Annotated in this window: 21 protein-coding genes and 1 CRISPR repeat array; of the genes, 5 read left to right on the top strand and 16 right to left on the bottom strand. The window is 43.7% G+C overall.

Translation table 11 applies throughout. The annotated features are described in order from the left end of the window. Nucleotides 1-75: 75 nt before the first annotated feature. Nucleotides 76-942, bottom strand: a complete 867-nt coding sequence (locus ABH008_RS11405) for an HDOD domain-containing protein (protein ID WP_347985740.1) — start codon at nucleotides 940-942, stop codon at nucleotides 76-78. Between the two features lie 75 nt (nucleotides 943-1017). On the opposite strand from ABH008_RS11405, the gene prmB reads away from it, so the two are divergent. Genes prmB through ABH008_RS11390 form a run of 3 tightly spaced genes read left to right on the top strand, consistent with a single transcriptional unit; the run spans nucleotide 1018 to nucleotide 4187 of the window. Beyond that, complete coding sequence (gene prmB / locus ABH008_RS11400; protein ID WP_347985739.1) at nucleotides 1018-1947, top strand: 50S ribosomal protein L3 N(5)-glutamine methyltransferase; 930 nt, start codon at nucleotides 1018-1020, stop codon at nucleotides 1945-1947. A gap of 2 nt (nucleotides 1948-1949) precedes the next feature. Further along, the gene (aroC, locus tag ABH008_RS11395) at nucleotides 1950-3038 is read left to right on the top strand and encodes a chorismate synthase (protein ID WP_347985738.1); all 1089 of its coding nucleotides are present in this window, start codon (nucleotides 1950-1952) and stop codon (nucleotides 3036-3038) included. Beyond that, nucleotides 3039-4187, top strand: a complete 1149-nt coding sequence (locus ABH008_RS11390) for an MFS transporter (RefSeq protein WP_347985737.1) — start codon at nucleotides 3039-3041, stop codon at nucleotides 4185-4187. A gap of 144 nt (nucleotides 4188-4331) precedes the next feature. Here ABH008_RS11390 and ABH008_RS11385 read toward each other — a convergent pair whose 3' ends face one another. The 11 genes from ABH008_RS11385 to cas3 all read right to left on the bottom strand — a co-directional run bounded on the left by ABH008_RS11385 (nucleotide 4332) and on the right by cas3 (nucleotide 16139). Next, nucleotides 4332-4520 (bottom strand): hypothetical protein, encoded by a 189-nt coding sequence (locus ABH008_RS11385; protein WP_347985736.1) that lies wholly within the window; start codon nucleotides 4518-4520, stop codon nucleotides 4332-4334. A 319-nt stretch (nucleotides 4521-4839) separates the two neighbouring features. Next, nucleotides 4840-6638: direct repeats of the CRISPR family, unit length 29 nt; unit sequence CGGTTCATCCCCACTGGCGTGGGGAACAC. 88 nt (nucleotides 6639-6726) lie between these two features. Next, nucleotides 6727-7020: a type I-E CRISPR-associated endoribonuclease Cas2e gene (gene cas2e, locus ABH008_RS11380; protein ID WP_347985735.1), complete on the bottom strand. Its 294-nt coding sequence runs from the start codon at nucleotides 7018-7020 to the stop codon at nucleotides 6727-6729. Then, nucleotides 7001-7885, bottom strand: coding sequence for a type I-E CRISPR-associated endonuclease Cas1e (gene cas1e, locus ABH008_RS11375; protein ID WP_347985734.1), 885 nt, complete (start codon nucleotides 7883-7885; stop codon nucleotides 7001-7003). The genes cas2e and cas1e overlap by 20 nt, the downstream gene beginning before the upstream one ends. 137 nt (nucleotides 7886-8022) lie before the next feature. Further along, nucleotides 8023-8349, bottom strand: a complete 327-nt coding sequence (locus ABH008_RS11370) for a type II toxin-antitoxin system RelE/ParE family toxin (protein WP_347985733.1) — start codon at nucleotides 8347-8349, stop codon at nucleotides 8023-8025. Next, nucleotides 8346-8621, bottom strand: coding sequence for a type II toxin-antitoxin system Phd/YefM family antitoxin (locus tag ABH008_RS11365; RefSeq protein ID WP_347985732.1), 276 nt, complete (start codon nucleotides 8619-8621; stop codon nucleotides 8346-8348). Before ABH008_RS11365 ends, ABH008_RS11370 begins: the two co-directional genes overlap by 4 nt. A gap of 53 nt (nucleotides 8622-8674) precedes the next feature. Next, the gene (cas6e, locus tag ABH008_RS11360) at nucleotides 8675-9292 is read right to left on the bottom strand and encodes a type I-E CRISPR-associated protein Cas6/Cse3/CasE (protein ID WP_347985731.1); all 618 of its coding nucleotides are present in this window, start codon (nucleotides 9290-9292) and stop codon (nucleotides 8675-8677) included. Next, complete coding sequence (gene cas5e, locus ABH008_RS11355) at nucleotides 9279-9962, bottom strand: type I-E CRISPR-associated protein Cas5/CasD (protein ID WP_347985730.1); 684 nt, start codon at nucleotides 9960-9962, stop codon at nucleotides 9279-9281. Before cas5e ends, cas6e begins: the two co-directional genes overlap by 14 nt. Before the next feature lie 14 nt (nucleotides 9963-9976). Continuing rightward, a complete protein-coding gene (gene cas7e, locus ABH008_RS11350) occupies nucleotides 9977-11101 on the bottom strand; it encodes a type I-E CRISPR-associated protein Cas7/Cse4/CasC (protein ID WP_347985729.1) in 1125 nt (374 codons plus the stop codon). 17 nt (nucleotides 11102-11118) lie between these two features. Continuing rightward, nucleotides 11119-11577 (bottom strand): type I-E CRISPR-associated protein Cse2/CasB, encoded by a 459-nt coding sequence (gene casB, locus ABH008_RS11345; RefSeq protein ID WP_347985728.1) that lies wholly within the window; start codon nucleotides 11575-11577, stop codon nucleotides 11119-11121. Further along, nucleotides 11574-13070, bottom strand: a complete 1497-nt coding sequence (casA, locus tag ABH008_RS11340) for a type I-E CRISPR-associated protein Cse1/CasA (RefSeq protein WP_347985727.1) — start codon at nucleotides 13068-13070, stop codon at nucleotides 11574-11576. Before casA ends, casB begins: the two co-directional genes overlap by 4 nt. Before the next feature lie 345 nt (nucleotides 13071-13415). Beyond that, entirely contained in the window at nucleotides 13416-16139 is a 2724-nt protein-coding gene (cas3, locus tag ABH008_RS11335; RefSeq protein WP_347985726.1) for a CRISPR-associated helicase/endonuclease Cas3, read from the bottom strand. A 166-nt stretch (nucleotides 16140-16305) separates the two neighbouring features. Between cas3 and ABH008_RS11330 the strand changes: the two genes are divergently transcribed. Both ABH008_RS11330 and ABH008_RS11325 read left to right on the top strand, forming a co-directional pair. Further along, nucleotides 16306-17172, top strand: coding sequence for a WYL domain-containing protein (locus ABH008_RS11330; protein ID WP_347985725.1), 867 nt, complete (start codon nucleotides 16306-16308; stop codon nucleotides 17170-17172). Nucleotides 17173-17354: 182 nt separating this feature from the next. Then, on the top strand, nucleotides 17355-18125 hold the full coding sequence (locus ABH008_RS11325) for a slipin family protein (RefSeq protein ID WP_347985724.1): 771 nt from the start codon (nucleotides 17355-17357) through the stop codon (nucleotides 18123-18125). 64 nt (nucleotides 18126-18189) lie between these two features. Here the strand turns inward: ABH008_RS11325 and ABH008_RS11320 are convergent, their stop codons facing one another. From ABH008_RS11320 to ABH008_RS11305, 4 genes are read right to left on the bottom strand one after another with little or no spacing between them, the layout of a single operon-like run. Beyond that, nucleotides 18190-18369 carry an ATP-binding protein gene (locus tag ABH008_RS11320; protein ID WP_347989969.1) on the bottom strand — a complete coding sequence of 60 codons (180 nt, stop codon included), beginning with the start codon at nucleotides 18367-18369 and terminating at the stop codon, nucleotides 18190-18192. Between the two features lie 53 nt (nucleotides 18370-18422). Continuing rightward, entirely contained in the window at nucleotides 18423-19589 is a 1167-nt protein-coding gene (locus tag ABH008_RS11315) for an RNA-binding domain-containing protein (protein WP_347985723.1), read from the bottom strand. Continuing rightward, entirely contained in the window at nucleotides 19580-22195 is a 2616-nt protein-coding gene (locus tag ABH008_RS11310; RefSeq protein ID WP_347985722.1) for a TrlF family AAA-like ATPase, read from the bottom strand. The genes ABH008_RS11315 and ABH008_RS11310 overlap by 10 nt, the downstream gene beginning before the upstream one ends. Continuing rightward, entirely contained in the window at nucleotides 22185-22586 is a 402-nt protein-coding gene (locus ABH008_RS11305) for a hypothetical protein (RefSeq protein ID WP_347985721.1), read from the bottom strand. The genes ABH008_RS11310 and ABH008_RS11305 overlap by 11 nt, the downstream gene beginning before the upstream one ends. Between the last annotated feature and the right edge of the window lie 171 nt (nucleotides 22587-22757).

Raw genomic sequence — 22757 nt, 5'->3', positions numbered from 1 at the left:
ACTTACATTGCGTATTGTATTTAGAGTTTGACTCTGCAAACCAGGTACAGACTAATCGATGGCCGATATTGATAATTAATGCAAAAAATGTCTGATTTGCTCTATTTCGTCGCGCGCTTCATCCATAATATTAAGACTGGTTTCCACATCCATATGCCCGGATACCAACTTATAATAGGCCGGTAATTCGTTAAATTTTGGCAGCTTTTTACTATCGACCTTGCCAATAAAACTATGTAACTGCGCCATCATAACGACATCGCTATAACTGGCTGTTGCATCTCCCTTGCGAAACCAATCTTCTGCATAACGAATGATGTCAGCAAAATCTTCTGGAAAATCCCAGCGTGTAATAATTTCTACCCCTATTGGAGTTCGTAAGGCTTTTGCTGCCTGAGAAAGTTGGTCGGGGTTGGCGGCAAGGGTATCGGCATAGGTGAAGATTGGCACGATACCAATATCATGAATTAATCCGGCCAGCATGGCGCGGTCTGGATCAAAGCCAGGGGTTTTATGCGCCAATACCATGCTAATGGCAGCCACATAACTACAGTGCTCCCATAATGCTTGCATTTTTTGACGAATATGCGGGGTTTTAGCCGTAAACACCGATTTTAAAGCTAATGCGGTAATAATATCTTGTGCGGCATTAAGACCCAGACGGGTTAACGCCTCTGGGCAACTTTCGGTTTTACGTCGGCCACAATACAAAGGACTATTGGCAATATGAATTAATCGCGCGGTAATACTGGGGTCTATTTGCACAATACGCGCAATTTGATTGATAGTGGTATGCGGATTATTGATAGCACGCCGAATTTTAACGGCAATATCTGGAATAGTAGGTAACACCAGAGTATCTGCCTGCAAAGACTGCAAACAATGCTGATAGACAGTATTATCGGTTAACGATTCGGCGGGTAGTAATTCAGCAATAGGCATTGCGCGGTGCTTTATTCGGGCAAAAGTAAAGTGTTTAGTTTAAAATTATAGCTTGCTTTCAATTTTAGATAAGACATGAACATTAACCAGACTGATGTTATCACATCGTTACACAGCATTAGGGATTATATTCGTTGGGGAGCTAGTCGTTTTGCTGAACATCAGGTATTTTTAGGGCATGGCACTTTAACACCCCTGGATGAAGCTGCAGCCATCGTTCTGCACACCTTGCATCAGCCTTATGATTTGGGCGATGCCTATCTGGACACGTTGCTTACCAGTACTGAACGCGAAGCCATTGTTAACTTGCTTATCCGCCGCGTCACAGAGCGTAAACCCTCTGCCTATTTAACGCATGAAGCACTGTTTGCCAATTTATCTTTTTATGTTGACGAACGCGTGTTGGTGCCGCGTTCGCCCATTGCGGAATTAATTACCGAACGATTTGCACCCTGGGTAGAAGAAGAACAGGTATTTAATATATTGGATTTATGTACTGGCAGTGCCTGCATTGCCATTGCCTGCGCGTATGCCTTTCCTGAAGCACACATTGATGCCGTGGATTTATCTGCCGATGCCCTGTCCGTTGCTGAAATTAACGTGGATAAACATCAGGTACAAGAACACGTAACACTTTATCAATCGGATTTATTTAGCGATTTACCTGTTACACCTTACGATATTATTGTCAGTAACCCACCCTATGTTAGCCGCGCGGAATGGGAAGGTTTGCCAGCCGAGTTTCATACCGAACCCGCCTTAGGGTTTAAAGGCGGCGAAAATGGTCTGGATCTGGTTATAAAAATATTGGTTAATGCTAAAGATTATTTAGCAGAAACGGGTATATTAATTGTTGAAGTGGGCAATAGTGCCGAAACCTTACAGTTACTTTTTCCTGATGTGCCTTTTTTCTGGCTGGAATTTGAACATGGTGGCGATGGAGTCTTTCTACTGACCGCCGAACAACTGGTTGATTATCATTCTTTATTTGTAAGTGCCTTATAAACATGTCTGGAAATAGCATAGGAAAACTTTTTACCGTTACCACTTTTGGCGAAAGCCATGGCCCTGCAATTGGTGCCATTGTAGACGGTTGCCCCCCCGGCCTGGCCTTGTGCGAAGCCGATTTACAGGAAGATCTGGACAGACGCAAACCGGGTACCTCTAGACACACTACCCAACGCCGCGAGGCTGATCAGGTTAAAATTTTGTCGGGTGTATTTGAGGGGAAAACCACCGGCACCCCGATTGGTTTAATGATAGAAAACACAGACCAGCGTTCTAAAGACTATAGCAAAATTGCCGACAATTTTAGACCTGGCCACGCAGACTATACCTATCAACAAAAGTACGGTTTTAGAGATTATCGGGGCGGTGGTCGCTCGTCTGCCCGCGAAACCGCCATGCGTGTGGCAGCAGGCGGTATTGCTAAAAAATACCTGTATGAACAATACGGCATACAAGTACGCGGATATTTATCGCAATTAGGCCCGATTAAAATTGAACACTTTGATTGGCAGGAAATTGGCAATAATCCGTTTTTCTGTCCGGATGCCAGTAAAGTGGCTGAAATGGAAAACTATATGGATGCCTTGCGTAAAGAGGGCGAATCCATTGGCGCAAAAATTGAAGTGATTGCCAGTTTGGTACCACCCGGTTTAGGTGAGCCTATTTTCGACAGGCTGGATGCGGATTTGGCACATGCGCTGATGAGCATTAATGCCGTTAAAGGTGTGGAAATTGGCGATGGCTTTGAGTGTATTAATACCAAAGGCACTAAGTTTCGTGATGAAATGACACCTAGCGGTTTTTTGAGCAACCACGCCGGCGGCATTTTGGGTGGTATATCCAGTGGCCAAGACATTGTTGCCCGTATTTGCCTAAAACCCACCTCTAGCTTACGCTTGGCGGGCCGCAGCATTAATAATCACGGAGAAGCAGTGGAAGTGGTGACAGAAGGTCGACACGACCCATGCGTAGGCATACGCGCTACACCCATTGCAGAAGCCATGGTGGCTATCGTGCTTATGGATCATTTATTACGCCATCGCGCACAAAATCTGCATGTAAATACGGGTTTGCCCAATTTACGTTAAATGAGCGTACCGTATTGGCGATTATCGGCATTTTATGCCTGTTATTTTGCCATTTTAGGTGCATTTTTACCGTTCTGGAGCTTATACCTGCAACAGAGCGGTTTTAATGCCAGCGAAATTGGCCAACTAACCGCGCTATTAGTTGCCACCAAAATTATTGCACCCAATCTTTGGGGCTGGATAGCCGATAAAAGCAGCAAACGGCTAAGACTGATTCGTTACACCACCTTTCTTTCTGCTTTGCTGTTTGCTGGCTTTCTGTATCAGGTTGATTATGCATGGTACGCCTATGTAACTGTCGGCTTTAGCTTTTTTTGGAATGCCTCGCTGCCGCAATTTGAAGCCGTTACCCTATTACACCTAAACGCCACCCCCCAGCATTACAGCCGTATCCGTTTATGGGGTTCTGTGGGTTTTATTGCTGCGGTATTGGGTATAGGCAGAAGTTTGGATTATTTTTCTATTGCCCATTTACCAGTGATTATTAGCATAATTATGGTATTAAATTGGATGATAGCGGTGATAACACCCGAAGCGAAAAGCATCCCCTTACTGCATACGCAGACTAAAATCTGGCAGGTAATTGGCCGAACAGAAGTGATTGCATTTTTGCTGGTGTATCTGTTATTGCAAATATCGCACGGGCCGTATTACGTGTTTTATTCTGTTTATTTAAAACAGCACGGCTATACCGCCACCGTAACCGGTTTATTTTGGGCGCTGGGTGTTTTTTCAGAAATTATTATGTTTATTCTGTTTGCACGCTTAGTTAAATGGTTTAGCTTGCGCACCTTATTGCTTGGCAGTTTAAGCTTAAGTGTGCTGCGCTGGACTATTATTGCCTATGAGCCTGATATTGCACCGCTATTGGTATTTGCGCAACTCTTACATGCGGCTACCTTTGGCGTGGCGCATGTGGTGGCTATTCAATTACTAAGCCAATATTTTGGCGACCATCACCAGGGCATAGGACAAGCCTTATATGCCAGTATCAGTTTTGGCATTGGTGGTATGCTGGGTAGTTTATACAGCGGATATTTTTGGGATAGTTTGGGGGCAATGCAAGTGTTTGTTATTGCAGCGCTGGCCAGCGGCTTGGCTTTAATTATTGCGTATTTGGCCGTGGGTAAAACCAAAAAACCAGTTTAAGGCGGGCAAGTTAAATGCTTAACGATTGACAGCAGGCCTTTTTAAGAATCTGCCTAAAACAAGCTGCTAGTGTATGGGCGGCACGTAATCTACGGCAAAATAGGATATAAGCACCCTATTCTACTAAACGCTAAACCGTTAACTTTACGCAAATGTATTAATCAAGCTACCTTTACTACCACTATGGCTGCCAGCCGAACTTACCTGATTGAGGGTTTGTACACTGGTTTGCACCGAATTTTGAGCGGGCGCAGGTGGTTGATTGTTTTTAACCTGGGTATTTGCTTGCATGTATTGCATAGCATGGGGTGAAACACTTGAGATTGTAGACATGGTAGTCTCCTGAAAGTGATTGATTAAACTGATGCTAGCTATGATACAGACTAACCAAAAATAATCATTAAGTATTAATGTGAAATTTGAATTGGCTCTAAAAAAGATTTGTAACGGGCCTGACGTTAGTTTATTAAAATTTGTCAATTTTCAAAATCAAAAATAAGGTACAAATTTAAAACCTGCTTAAGCTTGTAAATCCTATTAAATTGTACAGGTATGAGCCATATGATTTAAACAAATGGCTAAACAGAAATAAGCGCAGGTATAAAATGTATACCTGCCACTTTATTGTGTTAGTTACCGTTTTGATTGTCTGCGGTTCATCCCCACTGGCGTGGGGAACACATTGCTTTCTCTTCCTGACCATTGATCAGAGCCGGTTCATCCCCACTGGCGTGGGGAACACATCAGCGTTTTCGCTAAACGTGATAACTTTTGCGGTTCATCCCCACTGGCGTGGGGAACACTATAAAGTCAGCACGGTTATATGTATTGATTGCGGTTCATCCCCACTGACGTGGGGAACACATCAATTCAACAACCTATCACAGTTCGATAAACGGTTCATCCCCACTGACGTGGGGAACACTTCCGCCGCGTAGCGATAAAGGTTTCGACAGTCGATTCATCCCCACTGGCGTGGGGAACACTTAAGCGATTTTATTCTGCTCTGTTGTAAGGGCGGTTCATCCCCACTGGCGTGGGGAACACGCAACGCATTTAATGCCATGGGTTTTGGCAATCGGTTCATCCCCACTGGCGTGGGGAACACACCAAAATACACCACCGCCGTTCCATCATGCTCGGTTCATCCCCACTGGCGTGGGGAACACCGCGCCCCATATCTGGGAATTTAGTTCAATGCCGGTTCATCCCCACTGGCGTGGGGAACACATATAGCGTACAAAACGGGGTATTAGTACCAACGGTTCATCCCCACTGGCGTGGGGAACACGTTATTAGCCGTCATATTTTGCGCGGCCTGTGCGGTTCATCCCCACTGGCGTGGGGAACACGTTAATGTAATAATCAATACCATTATAAGTGCCGGTTCATCCCCACTGGCGTGGGGAACACTCCACACGCAGATACCCCCACATCAAAACCTGCGGTTCATCCCCACTGGCGTGGGGAACACTCCACACGCAGATACCCCCACATCAAAACCTGCGGTTCATCCCCACTGGCGTGGGGAACACGGTGATTACGCCGGTACCGCTTCGGCTGCTTGCGGTTCATCCCCACTGGCGTGGGGAACACACTGGTGTCGTTCGTTGTCCAGTTCCACACACCGGTTCATCCCCACTGGCGTGGGGAACACCACAGTTACGATTTAATGCAACTATTTTTTAACGGTTCATCCCCACTGGCGTGGGGAACACTAGTGAATTATCATGAATACAGTCTGGAGTTACGGTTCATCCCCACTGGCGTGGGGAACACCAGCCTAGTTCCCGGATACGTTCCCATAAAAGCGGTTCATCCCCACTGGCGTGGGGAACACCAAAAACGTGTTACAGGGGCGATAGAATGATGCGGTTCATCCCCACTGGCGTGGGGAACACACCCTAAAAAGGTATGGATGGAGTTTGGTTGCCGGTTCATCCCCACTGGCGTGGGGAACACGGGTTATTGCAAAAGCAGCACTAATGCCCACACGGTTCATCCCCACTGGCGTGGGGAACACCAAAATAAGCATTAGCCTGTACCGTTCCAAAGCGGTTCATCCCCACTGGCGTGGGGAACACTCTTTTCCTTAAAAAAGGATGTGTAATTGAGTCGGTTCATCCCCACTGGCGTGGGGAACACAGGTACGCGGGTGGTATTTCTAAAACAATAGGCGGTTCATCCCCACTGGCGTGGGGAACACATTGCAGTAAAATGAATAACATCCGAATGTTACGGTTCATCCCCACTGGCGTGGGGAACACGAAAAGTTTGTTAACCATCTCTTGGCCCATTGCGGTTCATCCCCACTGGCGTGGGGAACACCCACGCATTTCAGACGGCACTTGTAATGGTGGAGGTTCATCCCCACTGGCGTGGGGAACACTTTTGATCAGTTCCGCCTAATTCCACATCCGCTTGGTTCATCCCCACTGGCGTGGGGAACACACTAATCATAACCGATTGTTAGATAAACAGAAATAGTCCTGTTAAATTTCTACCAATTTTTACATCCATTTCCAAATTGTTAAAGAGCCTAGTTTTCATCATCTTCTACAGGATAAAACGACACAAGTTTTAAACCATCCAACTCAACAGGCAAACGCCGATTCTTGCCTAAAGTCTTAAAGTCAAAACCCGATTCAGTATTAGTTGTCCAAGCCATAACAGCATTGCCATCCTCAATACCTTGTTCAATTTGCGACCAAATTACATCCCGAACTTTAACGGATAAATCACCAACATATACACCGGCACGAATTTCTATCAACCAAACAGCAAGGCGTCCACGTAACCTTGGTGGTACATTTTCAACTACGATGACCAACATCACCAATGTTCTCCGTATTAGGGATTGCGGGAGCAATTGCTTCTTCAAACGGTTTAGGTAATTCTATTTCACCAGCTGATAAGACTTCTTCGATAGTTGGAATAATTTTTTTAAGAATTTTTGTTTGCCGAAAAATATCCCGACACATCAACCTTACTTCTCTTTCTGGATTAGGATAGTTTTTAGCGGCAACTTTGAATGCATGAGGAATAATGTCATCAAATTTAAACAAATCGGCAATGTCGTATACAAACGAAAGGGGTTTACCAGTGTGAATAAAACCAATAGCAGGCGCATATCCTGCGGCAAGCACAGCCGCTTCTGAAATACCATATAAACAGGCAGTTGCGGCACTAATGCAGCGGTTGGCTGCATCGCTATTATCCCATTGGGTTTGATCATAGTTGCGACCTTTCCATTCAATACCCGCCTGTTTAGCCAGTAACTGATATAGTTTTCTGACTCTAGCACCTTCAATGCCGCGTAACTGTTCCACGCTACGCCGTTCTGGCGGCTTTTCTCCAAATCTGATTTCATACATTTTGCGAACTACTTTCAAACGTGCCGCATCATCAAGCGCCAGTTTTGCCTGATATAACAAACGGTCCGAACGTGCACCACCGGGTTGACCAGCGGCATATAAACGTACCCCTGCCTCGCCTACCCAAACCAGCAAAGTACCTGCCCTAGCTGCCAATGCTACAGCATGATGAGAAACCCTCGTGCCAGGCTCCAACATGATACATGCAATACTACCAACCGGAATATGTGTGCGGACACCCGTTTCGTCTATCACCACAAAAGCACCATCTTTTACATCAATCTGGCCTTTTTCGACAAAAACCATTGATACGCGTTCTTTCATTGCAATTGGCTTTAGTGGGGGGAGCATTTTAGTCCTTATTTTGGGAAGCCGCGACTAGGCAGAGGCTCAACGATTTAAATCTTGCATTAACATGCGGAAGCCATAACAATATATTGCATTCAAAAATAGATTTAATCTTACTCGCGCAAAATACGCTGTATCAGCAAACTTTGCATATCGCGTCTTCCATCAAGTATGGCATGGACAATAATTTTATCGGCAACTGTTTCATAAATGATCCGGTAAGGTTTTTCAATAACTTGTCGATACTGCCGAATGCCTAAAGCTAACAATTCCTTAGGGATACTGCCTCTGTCTGGAAATTCTGCTAAATTGTTTACAGTAGATTCCAAGCCATCAATGATCTTACTCGCGACATGGTCACTGACTTCGCATAAGTAATAATGGTTTATATCCAGCAAATCGGCCAACGCTGCTTCAGAGAGAACAACCTCAAGCATCATGCTAGCCCGCGCTGCACTCTCAATTGGCTAAAAGCATCAGCACTGGAGACAGTCTTTCCTAGACTAACTGCTTGCTGGCTTTGGGCAAGTATTTTCAACAAGGCTAAGCTGTCTTGCAGTCGTTCATACTCGGTAACAGATTGAACAACCATGGTAGCTTCTCCATTTTGTGTAATGACCATTGCTTGACCGGAGGCTTTTAATTCCAAAGCAACTTGCGCGGCATTTGCCTTGAGATAGCTAATCGGTTTAATGTTTTTTGATAAATTCATAGTGTTCTCACGTATTTTGAATATACCTAAATATAAACTAAATTTGGTTTAATTTATATCTTTGCTAAAGATAGTAGGCCACAGCCGAAGGCTTTGGCGGGGCCTATGCCTTGCTTAACTTCGTAATTAAAGGCTTCGGCATCTGTAACAGTAAGTATCCCATCAAACATCACCGTCTGTATTTTTCCGCTTCGGCCTTCCTTGGCTTTACGGAAATACAAGACCGGTTCCGGCTGCATGATTAGCGTATCCAGTTGTGCAAAGGCTTGAAACTTGCGTTCCAACCAAGCCTGTTGCTGATCTTCGTGCAACAAAGGTACACGCACAGTTTTAGTGAATGTTTTGCCTTTTTTCTCGACGGTGCCTTTGCTACTGTCTTTTATAGTTTTAATAGGATTAGCTCGCAGCCTGAAACGCAACCGCTGACCATTTTGAACATTCAGAACATATTCGCGCTCGGCAAGCAATGCCGGGCTTTGTTCATTGCTTTGCGGCTGAGTGGTCGATTGCATCAATACCTCAGCGCCAATACCTTTTTGCATTTGCTCAACACGAAAAAGAAAATCACGATCCGCTTCTTCGCAATCTGGAAATAAACGCCATAAAGCTTGATGCAGCTGATAGGTATTCTGGGCTTGCAGCCAGGAAATATGGATTTTACTCAGGTACATGCCGTTCTCCTGTACTTGTCGTCATAAACACGATACGGCTGGAAAATTGCCGGGGTTGATGAATAATGGGTACATCGCGTTTTTTTAAAGGTATTGCCCCTGTACTATCTTCTTCACTATAGATGGTGCCTTGATTATTACCCACTTGCGCCAATGCAGCTAACGCTGATTCTGCTATGCACTGAGATTCAAACAAAGGCCTAGCCAACGGACAACTACGCCGTCCCAATACCGGCGTATAAATAGGTTTTTTAACCGCCTGAGCAATGTCAGCCAGTGAAACGACGGCACCGGCATTATTCCACACGGCAACGGTATAACAGGCATCTTGCCAATATTCGCGCCAAGTCTGAATGGTGTCGTGGTTTTTCAGGCCGTGATAATCTTCTCTGGCATTTTTGACGGTGTGATAGTCAGTCATTTTCTGAGTAGCAATCCTCTTATGTGTTTTCTTATCGAACACTGGGTCTACCCGCACCGCAAACAACACACTACCTGCCAATGCTTGTTGCTGTTTTTGGTCTGCACGATCAATGCCTAAGCAGGCACCCAGTAAGCCGAGTAAAGCACTCCGTCCGGGAAAGAGTTCGGAAGGCCTTAAACCCTCAAAACTCTCCCGTCCCCAAGCCTGCATCGGGCCGTGCAGTATTAAGATTAAATGTTCTCTCATGACGTCTCTTCCGGTTAGGCTTGACCGTTGTTTCTTAGCCATCTTTCAAGCTCAGGCAGCGTTGACTTAGTTAATACTCCAGTCGGTAATACCACGCTATCCAATGCAAATTCGGCGCAACGCTCAATCAATCCATAACCGCGATGCACTTTATCCCAATAGCTATTCAGTTCATTGATTGAGGGTTCCCTAAATCCGCCTTTATTGTCGGACTGGATTGGTTTTTCAAACGCATTAGCCAAAGAAATCGGTTGATGGGAAAATCCGACCAATGCCACATCGGCGAGATTATGTGCGGCGAAACTTTGTTGCTTGGCGCTAGGCACTTCGGTAGCCAACATGTGTAAAACATGTGCAGCAATGTCTAATGCTTTAGTTCTACTATCGACTGTTTCATCAGATTTCATGTCGGATAATAAACCGAGATTGACCTGTAACTGTTTAAGGTTAAGGCTGGCATAACGATAAAAAACACCGGATGAAAACTCTTGAGTACCCAGGTGTGCAGAACCCAGGGCTTGCAAATCATCAACAGCTGTAAACCAGTCGATGTCTGCATCAACAGCATGAGTGGTAATGGCGTGGGCGACAGCTAAAGCACCATCAATTTTACCGACTTCACTCATTAAACCTGATGTTGCCATGCGACCCGACAAGGCAATATCTAAGCCATTTGCTATTGCTTGCCGAAATGCTAGACCGTCTTTTTCGATCAACTTTTGTAATTTTTTTGCATCAACGCCATCTAATTCCAATTTCTTGATTTGATCACAAAAATAAGCAATTTCCTCTATAACCCAAGAAGCAACGGCATCGTCTTTAGCATTGTCTACACTAGTATCTTTACCAGAAATATAGTCGATGGCTTGTATGATAAGTTGTTCATCGTAGCGGTCGGATAATGCGGCAACGGCTTGATGTTGGAAATCGGCCAAATGATTGGTACGCACACTGGGTGCGCCTAAATGCTGGTGATAATAATCACTAGTCCGCATGGTCCTTTTTAAGCTCTGACTTGAAACCCGAACACGACGCTTACCGCCAAAAATAGCTGACTTCTGCATGTTCATATCGTCACGATTCAAACAGGATGGGCTATGAGAAATCAGGATGTGGTAGTTGATAAAATTTTCGTTCATGGTTTGGATTCCTTGTGTTAAGCTGAGGCTTTTGGTTTAGTGTTTTGATAATAGAAGAAATCTTCCAGTAACTGGCGTTTAGCTTGGTCATTCCAGTAATACAAAGTCTTCGCGGTCGACAGCCAATCCAGCGTCGGATTAGCTTGTTTCAATAATCGGCGCAATTGAATTAAGTCATTGGGTTCTTGCGAACGTATCACCATGAACAAACGTTTTTCGTTAATATCCGCTTTAGCCAAGGCCTTACCTAATGAATGGTCACCTTCCCGATTTTTGATGTGGGGCAAGCAAAACAACAAGCGTTGCATACTTGGATAGGCTCTTTCAGTGTGCAACACACGGTAAAAAGCGGGGACTTCAATCAAATCAGAGGGATTCATGACTCGTTTTAATTCTGCTTGCGGACCCGGTTTTAATGCCTGATAGCGTTCATATAACGCCATAAAATCAGGTGTTTTATTCTTTTCCTCGCTCATAGTGTTTCTCCTTGGGGTTCCAGTTCATTAAAAGATTTATGTAAAGACCGTCTTGCTAATGCCAAGGCTTTTAGCATTTTCGGTTCTTGCCTGTAAGACTCTGTGGCCTTGTTGAACAAATCTATAACAATGTCTTTTAGCTGCTTATTTAATGTTCGCAATTCATCCTGTGATGCTTCAAATTTAATAGCCGCCAAACTGTTATGCATCAAGTTTTCAGTTTGTTGGTAATAGACGGTTTCAACAGGATCACAAAGATTGACACCGGAACCGTTCACTTTGTCCTTAATGCCAACAGCAAACAGGTACAACGCTTTTCTTAATGCTGTTTTGTATGCTAAACCGTCGGTAATAATCTGTTGAATCACATTGCCATGCTCAGCCCAGCCTTGCGCCAAGCTAAATAACTCATGGCGACGCTCCAATACAGTTGCCTGATTATTGCGATAACCACCGATAATCAATTGAATCTTATCTGTCACCATAAAGGTTCTGGCTTGCTGAATAACTGGCGCGGTTTGCTGACCTTCTTTATCGTTTTGCTGATCAACCACCAGCCGACTCATGTGCGTCCAAGTTGGTGCCGTGGTAGTAAAAGAAGGAAACTTTTCTTCTCTTTCACCTTTTTTAACAGTAAAAATCCGAGCCGATAACGGGTGTGGCCAGATACCTTCTACCGTGTAGTTAAACTTGGCTTTATTAAAACCGTTATAAACTGGTCCGTGACATCCGCAGCAACTGCAATTAGCCGAGAATTTAGAAGGCAACAGTTCAAAATAAGCAGGTTGCCATAACAAACCGCGATTCAGCCCAATTCTGGAAGCCGGTATTTTTGTATCGGCTTTTATTCTGTCCAGATAATTGGGTAGCTGTTCTTTGGTCGCTGAGTACCAAGGCATGACGGATTCTGCCATATCTTCAGTCAACACATTCAACCAGAGTGTTTCTCTAAGCGTACGCCCGTTAATCAAGATCGTAATCGGCGTACTACCGCGCAAACTACCTTTAAATCCACCGCCCATGCTCGGACAATTATTAGCTACATTGAATAACGCAATAGCCGCGCAGCCGCCGCATAAAGCTTCAGCCAACCCATGAGGATTGACAAAGGCTTTGTTGGTACCATCAGCAACCCCGGCCAACAACTTATCCATTGGGGTCGGCTGCGTCGATTTTACACCACGTATTTGCATGAACGGCGTTTCCGGGTGACCCAAATCAAACCAATCCATTTTTCCTTTGCAAGCACCAGTATAAACTTCAGGCGTTATCGGTTCTTTAACGAATTGGCCTAGTGCCTTTTTATCTTTAGGGATAAATAACACTTGGGTAATGGCACATAGGAGCTGCAAGCAGGCCAGTTCCATATCGTCACGCGGCAAACAAAGTTCGCCAGTTTGTTCGCCACAAAGTAGTTGCTGCATGCTGATTTTTTGATGGCTACCTTGATGTTGAATCGGTATCCAGGCATCAGTTAATAAATTAAAACGCATACTAAACCACCATTTATTTTTTCCAAATTACAGATAACGCAACAAATAAAGCCAATACTGCAACTGCCATTGCTGTCGTATTATTCAAAGCTTCAACAAACTTTTCCCAATCACTAGGCACCATTAAAATCTCCAAATCTAAAAGATGTGGATCACTATACGCCAAAAATTATTTATTACAAGCTATTTAGTTTAAAGTAATATAAAATTTTAAGGAAAGTAAAATTTAAAAATTCATGTTAAAATTTGATCTGTTCCCCGTATTCACGGGGATAAACCACTATTCAGTTTTAAGTTAACATCTGAAATAAACTGTTCCCTGAAACCTCAGGGCTTGTGCGGAGGCTAAGCCTCCGCATTTCCTTGTGTTCGTGCCACTCTACTAAACCCAGCCTTAGAATTATAAAAATATAAATAACTACTTTCCTCTGCACTTAGGCATTCACCACTACCAATTTGCATGGCAAGCCAAATAAAACCGTCTTTATCGGTCCCTGGCAACCTGCCATGATCGCCCCAGTATTTTGGTACGGCAACACTGTTTAGATTTATGGATTCCAAGCGGTCACTTTCATCCAGCGTGTCTATCTGTTGACCGCTTAACAAACACGGTTTGCCCTGAGTATTGGTATAAAAAGGTGTTAAGTTCAGGCACATGTCGCCATCGCGGGTTAGCGCAGAAACATGGCTATCATTGTCTGAAAGCTCATTCATGTTACTGGTAATCAGTTGCCTAGCCGTCATTTGGCTGGCATCTCGATCTATTTCGTAGGCTTCGTAGCTTTTCTGCACCCAATCCGGCTCATCCTCCGCCCAAGCTTCTTCACTGTAAACCAGTTCAATCCAATCCCTATAAGCATCAGGAAAGCTGACTTGAGATTCGGTTTTTTGTTCAGCTTGTTGCAAACATTGCTGAGTCCGCCACAACACCCGACTATTGCCATAAATTAGTTCATGCAATTCATAATCGTTTTCTGTAGGCAATAACACGGTGCAAACCGGATTTTTATAGTGTTCTGGCCTATTGCGCAGATGACGGTGTAAACGACCCATGCGCTGAAAAAGCAAATCTACCGGACAAAGTTGGGTAACCATCCAATCAAAATCCAGATCAAGCGATTGTTCAACCACTTGAGTAGCAATCAGCAAATGGCCTTTACTTCTGGCATCTGCCGGGGCGGGTTCCGCACCAAACAGATTGAGAACGGTGCGTTCTTTTTGTTGACGGTCTGCAAAGATAAAGCGGGAATGAAATAGTAATAGCTGATCTTCGCTGAATCGGTCGTCTTGTTCGATTATAACTGATACTTGCTGATAAAGTTGCTGTGCAACCGCGACGATATTACAGACTAGGCAGACTTGTGCACCCAGCACTACCGCGTCAAGTAAATGTTGGATGAAGTCTACATCAGGTAATAAATGGGGTGTTTTGATTAGCTCCACCTGCACCGATGTTGGCTTGGGTTGTTGTTCGCGCAGAGCTAACAAATCGAAGGTAGCAGTTTGTCCAAGACTACAATGGGTGATCAACGGATAGTTCTTGTTCGGAGTGACTAATTTACTACCCCAGGATTCTGCCAACTGGGCTTTTTGTTGAAACGGTAAAGTCGCTGACAGTAAAATAGCACTACCTCCGGCAAGGCGCTGTTGCTCCAGAACCGCGTCCAATAAGCCGTACATATAGCTATCATAAGCATGAACTTCGTCGATAATCAAAACGCTACGACCAATACCGAAGCCGCGCACAAACTTGTGCTTGACGGGTAGCACCGACACCAGAACTTGATCGACAGTACAAACGCCAATTTGACCGAGAAATACCCGCTTGCGGCTTTGCGCTAACCAATTGCCGCATTGCACCCAAGCTTCTTCATAGCCCTGAGCCGTATGCGGTTGGCAAGCCTGCTTCAAGTCAATGAAATTCTGTTCGTATTTCGCCCGACCATGTGCAAGCACCACATTGGTTTGATTGTCAAATAGCAAAGGCGCTGCCATTTCCAAACGTTTTAACATCGCATTAGCGGTGGCCTGAGTTGGCAAGGCAAACACAATGCTGTCAGCCAGGCCCAATGCCAATAGTTGCCATGCGTATGCCAAAGCGGTTTCGGTTTTACCCGAACCTGTAGAGGCTTCGATCAAGGTTAAACCTGGTATTTTAGGCAAATCTTCAACCAGACATTGCACTTGTCGTGGCGAGTTACCATTCAGTAACTTATCAATAGTTTGATAAGACCTGATTTGGCTGATGACACCCGCTTCTTGTAGGGTAGTTTTCGCTATATCCAATCGACTTTTATACCACTTCGATAAATCATCGCAAGATTGGTCGTCATAAAAAAATCGTGCGGATGATCCCAACCAATCACATATTGAACAAAATCCTGCCAGCATCGTTGCAGATGTTTGAGAGTTTTTTGTAACGGTGAGCAATGGCGGTGTATCATTTAACGACAATTCGGCTGGGACAAGAAACAACAGCTCAACAACTTTAAGCCATTGCTGCCGTGCTTCTTTGAGTGTGTCCAGTATTTGCTGTGAAGCACTATGCAGAGAGTACTTTAAATTGTCTTTTTCGTAATCTTGCGGTATAGCACCATGATGACCGACTACTGGCGCTAACCAACTATACCATGCTAGCCAATCTTCGTTATCGTCGAAGCAGAAGTCACCTTCTCCTGACGAAAAGCGTTCCTTTAAATCTTGATAAAACCAATAAAGTCCAGCCGGGCCATGGTAATACTCTTTAATCGATAGTCCATTCAGTTGAATGGGCATTGAACTTACTTCAGTATTGACGACTTCCCAAACTTCCGGCGCTTTACGCTGAAAACGCAGATCGAACTTTCCGTAATCGTGCAAAGTAACAAAAAATAACAGCCAAGCTCGAGCCTGTTTTTCATTTAGACCTGCAATCCCAATAAAGCTACGTCTAATATTGAAACTTTGTTTCCACCAAACATCCGCCACCGCAGCCACATCCAAACAATGATAAGGGAGCAAATGATAGGCTGGCCCTTGTTCCTGATCTGCATGGGCTTTGCCCCAGTAACGATAATACTGTGGATTCATTTAAAATGGCCTGTTGGTTTATGTCAATCGACTCTAACGAATATGTTAATACAAAACACAGAATACTAAAATGCAAGTAAACGCTCTGCACTTGGTGTAGACTATATACCATTACTTTATTGTCATGCAATAAAAATATGCATATAAACTTTCTTTCCATATATTCATGATCCACCCAACCGAAGATTTCCTTAAATGGGATATACGCCAACGCCTTACTTTACTGGAAGCAACAGTCTTCTGGACGGGCGAACTGATAACAGGCTTTTTAACCTCGACCTTTTCTATCAGCCGTGTGCAAGCCACCAAGGATATTGCGCTTTACATATCGTTACGGCCCGATAATCTACGTTATGACCGCTCTTTAAAACGCTATCTCATTACCGAGAAATTTGTTCCTTTATTAATTACAGGAAGTCCGCAAGAATGTTTGCAAGTTTTACAAATATCGCAATCTAGTTTAGCGCCTATTGTTACCTTAATGAGTAATCTGCCGGCTATTGAGGTGCTAAGCCCTCCCACACGGCATATAGATTTAAACGTGTTACGCCCGGTGTTGCAGGCTGCTCGATTTGGCTTGACTATACAAATGGTTTACCAATCTATGTCTAGTACTGAGTTTAAAACTCATTTAGTTTTACCGCAAACATTGGTATTTGATGGTTGGCGCTGGCATATGCGGGCTTTTAGTTATTCGCATGAAAACAGTTTTCGTGATTTTGTATTAGCGCGTATCCATCAGGTTACATTGTTGAACAAGCCATCAATGCCCTGCCCTACAGATACTTTATGGAAAACTGACTTAAGCGTGGTTATTGGCCCACATCCAGGCTTAAATAAAAATCAACAGTACGCAGTTGAGCGTGATTATGGCATGGTCAATGGACAGCTTACCAGTACGGTACGCGCGGCATTGTTGCCTTATTTTTTATTGGCAATGCGTATTGGTAAAGACGATAGGCAGCGCGAGGCCATGGTTCAGCAAATTGTGTTGCTTAACCGCGAAGCATTAAAGCCTTATATTGCTTTTTAGCCAACCTGAACATTCTTAGATTACACCGTAATGACAAAGCCATATTCGAACGTATTGCACTTTATTACCTTATGTAGTTTTTAATACCTAAAATATGCAAGGTTAATTTATAATCTTGGCGGACAGCCATTTCTAAGGCAAAAATTATCCGTTTTCTGCTAATCCACATTTGGAAAACCACCATGTCTACTACCCAACTGATTTTACTGCTGGTTTTTATTCTGTTTCTGTCTGGTTTTCGTATTGTTAACGAATACGTCAGAAGTGTTGTGTTTCGATTAGGTCGTTTTCAAAGTATAAAAGGTCCTGGTTTGTATTGGATTATCCCTCTCATTGAATGGCAAAAAACTATAGATATGCGGACGCGGACTGTTACTGTGGAACGGCAGGAAACCATCACCAAAGATAGTGTAACTGTAAAAGTAGACGCGGTATTGTGGTATCGGGTTACAGATGCCGAAAGAGCTGTTATCGCGGTGGAGAACTACAGTTTGGCCGTGCATCAAATTGCACTGACCAGTTTACGCAATATTATTGGTCAACACTTATTAGACGAAGTATTGAAAGAGCGCGATGCAATCAATCAGGCGCTAAGAAACATTGTGGACAGTTCTACTGAAGCCTGGGGCGTTAAAATTGAAATGGTGGAAATGAAAGATGTAGAAATACCAGAAGCCATGCAACGTGCCATGGCCCGCGAAGCAGAGGCGGTTAGAGAGAAACGTGCAAGGCTTATTAAAGCTGAAGCGGAACAGGAAGCCGCCGCAAAACTTAGCGATGGTGCCAGACAAATTGCCGAAAACCCCATTGCTCTGGAGTTGAGAAGAATGCAAATGATAGCCGAAGTCGGTGCCGAACAGAATACCACCACCATTGTATTAATGCCTTCTGATTTTGTTAATTTGGCGGGTGAGTTGGCGGGGATGTTGCGTAAGAAATCGGTGGGTAGTTAGACTATTTTGCTCAGGAGAGCCTTGTCGAAGGCTGAAGGGTTAAGCCAATCATGGTTCGACAAGCTCACCACGAACGACTTAATTCGATGCCATTGCGCAGGTTGAGCTGTGCTTTTAAGATCACACTGATTATTGAGCCGTCATCCTCTATCCCCAAAAACAGTTTACCGCCTTGAAAATTAGCCATTGCCACTACTTCCCTAGCGAGTTGTTCTGGGCGAATATCGTCGCGCTTAAACTCAATGCCTGAGTTTTCGCCATTAGCAATAATTTATAATAATTCTGTTTTAAGCATGTTCAGTTAAGTCTTACAGGTATTTTGCGCCGAATAACCGCCTTGAAAGTATTACCCTCACGATCATCAATAAAATCAATGTCAGAATAAGCCTGTGTGGCCCGCAAAATTCCACTACCAAGCCCGCGGTAAGGCAATATGCGTGGTGCAAAAGAAGCGATGATGGGATTTCTGACATTCGAGTTACCCAGCTTGATATTTTCAATAGTCAAATTATTGGGTAAGTGGCCTGGGCTAATTATTTCTACTCGATCAGAAAACACCAGTATTTTTACAGGTGCTGAAACAAAATAATCTCTATGGATCAAGGCATTGGCGATTAATTCTTCAAATACTATTCGGGGTATTTCAGGTTCGCCTAAGGAGTTAACACCCTGCTCATTCTGCTGATAATGCAGATTGCTCAAGACAAAAGCAAGTGATTTTTGGAAAACATCCGACATCTTGCCATCTATATCCTGGCTATCCAGGTAGTTAGTATCAGCTATATTCTGGCCTGGAAAAGCTACTGCTTTAACCACAAAAATAGGCAAGCGAAACTGCGGTTTTTTTGCAAATAACAAAGTCCCACAAACATTCAGTTGATTTGCTCTCATCAAGTTCATATTTTCCATTAGCTTAGCTAATGAAAGCGTTTGCACTGCCAAAGGTTCTCCAACAAATTTCTCAAAAAACGACTCAAAAAACTCGTTATCGACATCCCCAGCAGACGTGCCTTGTACAGGTATTTCATCAGCATGCACTAAGGCAGCGGCTTGATACATACGCTGCATTTCTTCTCTAGCGGTCACTTTTCTTTTATCAGCGCCACTTTTTACCCAAATGAAGCCCTGATTATCCATGTAAGGTTTACTGATACCCTGATCTAGCCTAACAACCACTACCATACCATCAGGCATGGCTATATTTTCAGTAATTGGATTAATGGGTGGACGAACTGACTGACTGGCCGCATTAGAAATTAACTGATTGAGCCTAGCCATGTCGGTAGCGCTTAAACCGGAAATTGCGCCATCGTCACTCACACCAATGATCAACCAGCCACCTTGACTATTACTAAAGGCAACCATTTCCGCTGCTACCGCATCAACGTTTCTAAAATCGGCTTTAAACTGGTGTCGACTATCCTCGCCATTGGCTATTATGCTTAGTAATTCTGTTATTTCCATGCTTCATACACCTGTTTACGTCTCTCGAAAGCTTCTGCACCACCTTCCATAATCCTTACGATCTGCTGTTGAATGTTGGCACAATCAATACTGCCAGTTATTGTAACTACTCGCTCATCCACATAACTGCATGCTATCACCTGTTCAGCATCACCCAACACCGGAATATTGGCATTATGAGTAGCAAAAATAAATTGCGTTTCCGGTTTAAGCGCACGTATCAATTTAATTACATCATCATATATTGTTTGGTTATCCAGGTCGTCTTCCGGTTGGTCAATAATCACAACATCGTTGTCACGCTGGCTTAATACAAACAGCATCAAAGCTGACGCCCGCTGCCCCAGTGAATGCTGTGCCAATGCCTTACCGTGATATTCAATTGTGTAAACATTTGGCACTTGCCAGGTTAACAACGTAGCGAGATTATTTTCAAAGTATTGGCTAAATGTTTCAAATGCGCCACCTAAAATCTGATTAGCTGCTGACATATCCCGCCACATGGCACCAAAATCACTGTATTCATTAATGACGCTTTGTAAGCCTGCTTCTCTGATACGACTACCACGAAACAAATCTTGAAGGAATTTAAGCATGGCATCCTTATTCGCCTTAAACGCTGGCACAATTTTCAATGGGGAATCTATCTCATTAATACTGGCCACAATGTGCTCTATGGCACGATATTCTTCCAGCCAAACATCATTCAATTTTGCAAATTCACCCTCCAGCGATTTTTTCAACTCAGTGTATTGTTGCTCACTCTTTTCCAATGCATTCAGCATTTGCTCAGCCTGATCCAACCACTGTTTTAATTCGCGAAACTCTTGCGGATTAATCGCTTGTGCACCTGCTTGTTGCAATTCGCCAGCCAATTTACGTTCAATTTCAGCAAACTCTTCTTTTAAGGTCTGCTTGTTACGTATAAATTGGGAAAATTTTTGCTGCAATTCTGAAACAAGCGGCTGTCCCTGAGTAGATATCTGTTTAATGGTATCTAATCCTTGTAGAATTTTGGCAAATATCGCAAAAAAATCCACAAAAAACGCCTGATTATTGGCTGACTTATACAAGGCTTGATTATTTAATTCATCTTCAACAGTCGCAATAAATCCGACTAGTTGGTCGAAATAATTCTGAACCTCTTGTATCACTTGCCCCGCTTTACGTTCGTCCCGGTCAAAATCAATTTGCTTTTGCAGCTTTTCTTCTACAGCATGTTTCTGATAAAACTTTAATTTATACTCAGCATCCATTTTTTTTTGCAGCCACTCCTGCTTTTGATCCGCTGCACGCTTCAGGCGTTGTATCTGAACAATGCTGTCTAATACGGCCTGTTGTGCTAACGCAATTTTTTGCCTGACTGGTATCAAGGCTTCGCCGACCAGTTTTTCGATCAAATCTTTTTCGAATCCAGCACCAGTACTGGAGAGGTCTTTCTGACCAAAATAGATGGGTTTATACAATACCGTTTCCCGTATGGAAACACCGGGTTGCAATTGTTCATTGACATAGACATCCGGACGCTCACCCAGTATACGGCGTATTTGATAGGGTTGACCGCGACGATCAACCGCATCTATGGTGATTTTGCCTCCACTACGTAGCAAGTGCTTAACCAAGCCTTCCTTATATTCGATATCCGATGCCTTATCGCCAAACGGAATATTAAGCGCATAACGTATGCCCTCTAAAACTGAGGATTTGCCACTGCCCCTTATACCTATTAAAATGTTCAGTTCCGGTGAGAAACAAATTTCGGTGCCACCCAATGCGCCTGCGCCTTCAAAACTTATTTTTTTGATATAGGAATGCTTATATTTACGCAAGCTGTTAGCGACCCGGTTAGGATAGTCGCGCAAAGCAAATTTGACTGCCGCTAAACTAAAATCCCCCAATTTTAAATAAGTCGCTTGCTTGCGGGCACCCATATCAGCAAAGTTTTTGGCATCACAACCCTCAACATCCGCAGGATAATAATTGTTCAAAGCCTGTACTATTTTCGAGCGTTCATCACGGCTACGTACTTTTTGAAAACCGAGGATTCTGCGTCTTACGGTTTCGTTTTCAAATAAATCTTGTATTCGACCAACTGACAAGCCCCCCCACAGACCATTGGGTGCTTCTACATGCGCAAAAATTAAAAAATAATCTTTGTTCAACTTATCTAATTCCCGCACGGTTTCGACAATATTATGATTTGAACGCGCGTATTCCTGCTCGAAATTGGTCTGTCCGGCAAAGGTAACTTCTAAAAAACTTTGGATATAGTTACTCTGAGTATCATTGTCTATCCACTCATCGGCAAACACCACTAAGGTATGAATACCAGCTTGCCCATCATTGATTGACAGTTCCACCCCAGGTAGCAAGCCAATACCCGCTTTACGAGCAGCATTACGGAGGACTTTGAATTCTTGTTTATCGAATTTATTATGATTAGTAATCACGCCTAGTTGTATGTTTGCAGTAACCAGAGCGGAAACATACTCTTTTATGTACTCATTATCCGCACCTGGATAGCTAAATTCTTTATCCGCGCGGGTGTGCAGATGAAAGTCGGCTTTTAACCAACGGCTACCATAGCTAAATACATCATTTGCCATTTGCAAACTCCCTATTTTCGGTTGCGGACTTATTCGATGACGTTTTAAGCAAACGCGTTTTACCTGTCAATAATTCCTGCATCATACCTTGTTTGATGTGGCGGGTTTTGCTTAAGCGTTGTTGCAGGGTTTGGATTTCGGTATCCATGTCGGATTGGATGATGGGTTGTTCTTCTTTTGATGGAAATGGAAAATCTATTGCATCTAGACAATTAAACTGCTTTTGAGCTGAACCGCCTTGCGGCACCACAATCATGCCGTGCGGATCACCTCTGTATTTATCGGATACATACTTCATAAACAGCAAGGTTAAAACATAATCTTTACCCCCGCGCAATTTGTCGCAACCAGCCCACAGCAATGAGGATAATTCGGTTTTTTTAATTGCCATTTAGCGGAGTTTTCCCGATATTTTGTATTCGTTGTGTTCCGATAGAGTAAATCGGTATTCAGACCAATGGTGTTTACCGTTACCTATGTCTACATATTATACTTAATTCACTTATAAAGCTGTTGCGAACAGCAATGGCTATACAAAATTGGCTTATAGTGTATTTGAGTG

This window comes from Methylomonas sp. AM2-LC, assembly GCF_039904985.1.
Lineage (GTDB): Bacteria > Pseudomonadota > Gammaproteobacteria > Methylococcales > Methylomonadaceae > Methylomonas.
The sequence above is the reverse complement of the archived record's forward strand: the minus strand, read 5'-3'. Positions and strand labels throughout refer to the sequence as shown.

Coding starts and splice junctions, on each gene's coding strand:
- ABH008_RS11330 (WP_347985725.1), top strand. CDS start 16,306: ATGATCCACCCAACCGAAGATTTCCTTAAATGGGATATACGCCAACGC.
- ABH008_RS11365 (WP_347985732.1), bottom strand. CDS start 8,621: ATGAATTTATCAAAAAACATTAAACCGATTAGCTATCTCAAGGCAAAT.
- aroC (WP_347985738.1), top strand. CDS start 1,950: ATGTCTGGAAATAGCATAGGAAAACTTTTTACCGTTACCACTTTTGGC.
- ABH008_RS11305 (WP_347985721.1), bottom strand. CDS start 22,586: ATGGCAATTAAAAAAACCGAATTATCCTCATTGCTGTGGGCTGGTTGC.
- cas3 (WP_347985726.1), bottom strand. CDS start 16,139: ATGAATCCACAGTATTATCGTTACTGGGGCAAAGCCCATGCAGATCAG.
- cas2e (WP_347985735.1), bottom strand. CDS start 7,020: ATGTTGGTCATCGTAGTTGAAAATGTACCACCAAGGTTACGTGGACGC.
- cas6e (WP_347985731.1), bottom strand. CDS start 9,292: ATGTACCTGAGTAAAATCCATATTTCCTGGCTGCAAGCCCAGAATACC.
- ABH008_RS11315 (WP_347985723.1), bottom strand. CDS start 19,589: ATGGAAATAACAGAATTACTAAGCATAATAGCCAATGGCGAGGATAGT.
- ABH008_RS11310 (WP_347985722.1), bottom strand. CDS start 22,195: ATGGCAAATGATGTATTTAGCTATGGTAGCCGTTGGTTAAAAGCCGAC.
- casA (WP_347985727.1), bottom strand. CDS start 13,070: ATGCGTTTTAATTTATTAACTGATGCCTGGATACCGATTCAACATCAA.
- casB (WP_347985728.1), bottom strand. CDS start 11,577: ATGAGCGAGGAAAAGAATAAAACACCTGATTTTATGGCGTTATATGAA.
- ABH008_RS11370 (WP_347985733.1), bottom strand. CDS start 8,349: ATGATGCTTGAGGTTGTTCTCTCTGAAGCAGCGTTGGCCGATTTGCTG.
- cas5e (WP_347985730.1), bottom strand. CDS start 9,962: ATGAGAGAACATTTAATCTTAATACTGCACGGCCCGATGCAGGCTTGG.
- ABH008_RS11325 (WP_347985724.1), top strand. CDS start 17,355: ATGTCTACTACCCAACTGATTTTACTGCTGGTTTTTATTCTGTTTCTG.
- cas7e (WP_347985729.1), bottom strand. CDS start 11,101: ATGAACGAAAATTTTATCAACTACCACATCCTGATTTCTCATAGCCCA.
- ABH008_RS11405 (WP_347985740.1), bottom strand. CDS start 942: ATGCCTATTGCTGAATTACTACCCGCCGAATCGTTAACCGATAATACT.
- cas1e (WP_347985734.1), bottom strand. CDS start 7,885: ATGAAAGAACGCGTATCAATGGTTTTTGTCGAAAAAGGCCAGATTGAT.
- prmB (WP_347985739.1), top strand. CDS start 1,018: ATGAACATTAACCAGACTGATGTTATCACATCGTTACACAGCATTAGG.
- ABH008_RS11390 (WP_347985737.1), top strand. CDS start 3,039: ATGAGCGTACCGTATTGGCGATTATCGGCATTTTATGCCTGTTATTTT.
- ABH008_RS11385 (WP_347985736.1), bottom strand. CDS start 4,520: ATGTCTACAATCTCAAGTGTTTCACCCCATGCTATGCAATACATGCAA.